This window comes from Micromonospora sp. NPDC051296 (assembly GCF_040682255.1).
GTDB lineage: Bacteria > Actinomycetota > Actinomycetes > Mycobacteriales > Micromonosporaceae > Micromonospora > Micromonospora craterilacus.
Genome location: NZ_JBFBAO010000456.1, coordinates 1 through 4,796 on the forward strand (window position 1 = coordinate 1; position 4,796 = coordinate 4,796).

Sequence of the window (4,796 nt, forward strand, 5' to 3'; positions counted from 1 at the left end):
AGATTCGGATACCGCTCCAACAACGCCTGCGCCGCCGACCGCAACCCCTCCGGATCCACCACACCCTCAAGATCCACCACAAGCTGCACGGTGTACGCGTCCACCTCGGACGACTCGAACAGGCCGTGGAAGAGCAGGCCCTCCTGGAGCGGGGAGAGGGGGAGTTCCGCCATCTCGGCCTCGTCCTCAAGCGGCCCAGTCGCGTCGCGCTCGGCGTGCCGGATCAGTGCGGCCAGCGCCTCGAACCAGAGGTCGGCCAGCTGCGGCACATCGGGCAGCAGGCGCCCGACCCAGGTCCAGGTGGCGACCAGTTCGGCACCGTCCGGGCCGTCGACGGCCGCGGCGTCTACGGTCACCGGGTGCGACAGCGGCAATGCAGGGTCCTGTCCGGCGACCATGAGGCCATCCAGCTCAGCCACCCAGTCGGCGTCCGGCGCAGCGGTGAACCGGCCGAGGTAGTTGAATGCGAGACCGGGACTGGGCAGGTCGCGCAGCGCAGCGCTGTCCGGGTCGAGGTAGCGCAGCAGGCCGTAGGTCACTCCGGCGGGCTGCGTGCGGACCTGCTCGCGGACCGCGCGCACCACCTCGCCGGCGACGGGGCCGCCGGACCAGGCAGCCGCCTCCTCGAACCCGGCGAGGTCGAGGCGCACCGGGTAGAGGCTGGTGAACCAGCCGACCGTGCGGGACAGGTCGGCGCCCGGCACCACCTCGTCGCGGCCGTGGCCCTCGACGTCCACCAGCAGCGGGCCGGCGGCGGCGCGCCAGCGACGCACGGCCATGGCGAGCGCGGCCAGCAGTACGTCGCCGATCTCGGCGTGACAGGCCGACGGCACCTCGGTGAGCAGGGCCGCGGTCGCCGCGGCCGGCAGCCGGAGGGTGAGCCGCTCGGCGCTGCCGTGGGTGTCCTCGAACCGCAGGTCGGCGGCGGCAGGGCCGGCCACCGAGCAGTCGAGCAGCCGCTGCCAGGCGCTGAAATGTTCCCGGGCCGGCGGCACTGCGGCGGGCAGAGCTCTGGCCCAGCCGCGGAACGAGGTGGGCACCGGTGCGAGCGGAGTGCCGTCGCGCCACGCCTGCGCCAGGTCGGGTAGCAGGATCCGCCAGGATACGCCGTCCACCACCAGGTGATGCGCGACCAGCACAAGCTTGCCGGGGACGTCGCCCCGATCGAACCAGACCGCCTGGAGCATGACGCCCGCGGCAGGCGCCAGCCGCTGCCCGGCCGCGGCCGCGTTTCGGGCGACGACAGCGGCCAGCGACGGCTCGTCCAGCCCGGCACAGTCCACCCGTGACAGACAGGAGGCGGCGTCCACCGCGTCCCGCGGCTGGACCTCCAGCTGGAGATCCGGACCGGGCACCACTCGCATACGCAGGGCGGCGTGGCGGTCGAGCACGGCCTGTAGCGCCGCCGCCAGCCGCTCCTGGCCGAGGCTCGCCGGCACACGTAAGGCCAGCGACTGGTTGAAGCCGTCGACCCGGGTGGCCCGCTCGGCCAGCCAGCCGACGATCGGCGTACGCGGGACCGGCCCGACCGCGTCGGCGTCGCCAGCAGCCGGCAGCGCCCTGGCCGGCGCACCCGCGATCGCCGCGAGCCGGGCCACGGTGCGCTGCTGGAACACGTCCGCTGCGGTGAACCGCAGGCCGTGCCGACGCGCCCGGCCGACCAACTGAAGCGCGAGGACGCTGTCGCCGCCCAGCTCAAAGAAGCCGTCGTCAACGCCCACCCGGGGCACCTCGAGCAGCTCGGCGACCAGCCCGCAGAGAACCTCCTCACGGCGGTCTGCCGGGCCGCGGTCGGTGACCAGGCCGATGGCCGGCGCCGGCAACGCGGCCCGGTCAAGCTTGCCGTTGGCGGTCAGCGGCAGCGCGGCCACGGTGACGAACGCGGCCGGGACCATGTGTTCGGGCAACGACGCCGCCACGTGCCGGCGCAGTTCCTCGTGGTCAGGCGCGTCGCCACGTGGCACCACGTAGGCGACTAGGCGGCGCTCGGCGCCGCCGTCCTGGCGGGCAACGACGGCGGCACGGGCGACCCATGGGTGGCGGGTCAGCACCGTCTCGATCTCGCCCGGCTCGATCCGGTACCCGCGAAGCTTCAGCTGGTCGTCGACCCGGCCCAGGTAGGTGAGCACCCCATCGGAGTCCCAGCGGGCCAGGTCGCCGGTTCGGTACATCCGGCTGCCTGCTGGGCCGAACGGGTCGGCAAGGAACCGGGACGCGGTCAGACCGGTCCGGCCCAGGTAGCCGCGGGCCACGCCGGCACCGGCCACGTACAGCTCCCCCGCCACCCCGGGCGCCACCGGACGGAGGCGGCGGTCCAGCACGTACACCCGCATGTTTCGCATCGGCCGGCCGATGGCGACCGCGCCGTCCGGCACCGCAGCCGCCTCCGGCCCGATGCGCAGCGCGACGCAGCCCACGGTCGCCTCGGTGGGACCGTACTCGTTGATGATCGCGGCACCGGGCCGGGCCGTCCGCCAGCGCTGCACCACCTCGCCCAGCAGCGCCTCGCCGCCGACCACCAGGTCGGTGGTCGGCGAGCAGCCGGCCGGCAGGTCGAGCAGGACCGGCAGGTGGCTGGGCGTCACCTTGACAAACGTGGGCCGCACCGGACCGTCGGCGGCGTCGGCGAGGTCGTCGAGCAGCACGGTCCCGCCCAGCACCAGCGGTCCCCACAGCGCGGTCACGGTCAGGTCGAACGAGATGGACGAGTGCAGCAGCGCGGTGCCGGCCAGGCCGGGGTAGTCCTCGCGGCAGGCGGCCAGGTAGTGGGCCAGCTGGCGATGCTCGACCACCACGCCCTTGGGTCGCCCGGCGGAGCCTGAGGTGTAGATGACGTACGCCGGGTCCTGCGGCCGCGGCGTACGAGCCGGAGCCTCGGCGTCCGGCCAGCTGCCGCCAACCAGCAGGCGGGGCGCGGCCGAGTCGGGCAGCCGGTCCTGGTCGGCCGCGGTGGTTAGCACCAGCACGGCGGCCGAGTCGTCCAGCAGGTAGCGGATGCGGTCCGGCGGATAGGCCAGGTCGACCGGTACGTACGCGGCGCCGGCCTTCAGCACCGCGAGCAGACCGACCAGCAGTTCGGGCGTACGGGGCATGGCCACCGCGATGTGCCCGCCCGGGCCCGCGCCGAGCTCGACCAGGTGGCCGGCCAGCCGGTCGGCCGCAGCGGAAAGGTCGCGGTAGGTCAGCGTCCGCCCGCCACCGACGACGGCGGGCCTGTCCGGGGTGGCGGACGTCTGCGCCGCCACCATCTCGGGCACCGAGGCAAGCGCCGTGGGCATGGCGGTGTCGTTCCAGCCCACCAGCACCCCGTGCCGTTCCTCGTCGGTCAGCACCGGCACGGCGCCGATCCGTTGCTCAGGGCCAGCGGCCAGCCGATCCAGGAAGGCGCGGATCCGGGCGGCGTGCGCGGCTACCTCCACGTCTGTGTAGCGGCCGGGGTGGGCGCAGAGTTCGACCCGGATCTTGGAGCCGTCCGACCCGCCGAAGACGTTGATCAGCAGGTCGTGCACCGGGCCGGTGGCGAGTTGGTGCACGTCGGCGCGGAGGCCGCCGAAGAGCAGGGTGTCGTCGAACGTGATGACGTTGAGGCTGGGCCCGGTCAGCGGCGCGGCACCAGCCCGGCCGAGCTCGCGGTGCAGCTCCTCACCCCGGTAGCGCTGGTGTCGCAGCAGCAGCGTGATCTGCTCGGTGGTGTGTCGGATCAGGTCGGTGAACGTGGTGTCTTCCAGCGGGCGCAGCCGCAGCGGCAGCTCGTTCACTGTCATGGCTGGCGTGGTGAGCGCCGCGCGGCTGGTGCGGCCGATCACCGGCAGGCCGAGCACGACGTCCTCGGCGCCGGTCATCTGGTGCAGGTAGGCCGCGACCGCGGCGATCACCGCGGCCGACCAGAACCCTCGGGCGCCGCGGGCCACCGCAGCCAGGTCCTCCGCGCGCGAGAGGGTGAACTCAATGCGATGCGGCGCTCTGGATGCGGCCACCACCGGCCCGCCGCTCAGGGTGGTGGTCTCGGGAGCGCCGGGCAGCGCCGCCAGCCAGTACGCGCGGTCCCGGGCCCGACCGGCGTCGGCCTGCTCATCGCTCAGCAGCGTGGCGAGCGGCGCGAACGGGCTAGGCGCCGGCTCGGCCCCGGCGAGCAGGGCACTGTAGACCTCGGCCACCCGGCGGCAGTAGAGCGCCTGACCGAACCCGTCCAGCTGGAGGTGGTGGTAGCGCACATACCACAGAACCCGGTCCGGGCCGATCCGGATCGCTGCCTGCCGCAGCAGCGGGTCGCGCAGCGGGTCGACGACGGTCTCCAAGTCGGCGCGCATCCACCGCTCGGCGGCCTCGGTGCCGTCGAGGTCCAACACCTCCCAGGACGGCTCGGTCGCGCCGTCGGCCACCTGCCATACCCGGTCACCATCGGTCACGAACCGAACCCGCAGTGCCTCGGTCTCGGCCACCACCCGGCGGACGGCGCGTTCCATCAGTGTCAGGTCGGCGGCGCCGCGGATGTCCAGGTACGCACCGCAGTTGTACTGCGGGCTGTCCGGGGCCAGCCGTTGGGCGACCCACACGCCGGACTGGGCCGCAGTGAGCGGCCGCCGGATGGCGGAATTGCGGGACGTCCCCGCAGCTTGGGATGACACTGCCGTCGACTCCATCTGTGGATGCGGGACTGTCGGGTTACGCGGGGGCGGTGCGCCGCTCGGCAATCTCCCTGGCGACGGCGACGCTGAGCGCGTCGACCGTGGGGTGGTCCCAGACGATCGTGGGCTCGAGGGTGAGGCCCCACTCGTCCTCGATCTCGGCGGCGA

The 4,796-nt window shown here is 73.8% G+C and carries 1 protein-coding gene; it reads right to left on the bottom strand.

The annotated features are described in order from the left end of the window. Positions 1-4,628 (bottom strand): amino acid adenylation domain-containing protein (locus AB0M52_RS30680; protein WP_363960946.1); only part of this gene is annotated, 4,628 nt, incomplete at its 3' end. Positions 4,629-4,796: the final 168 nt, after the last annotated feature.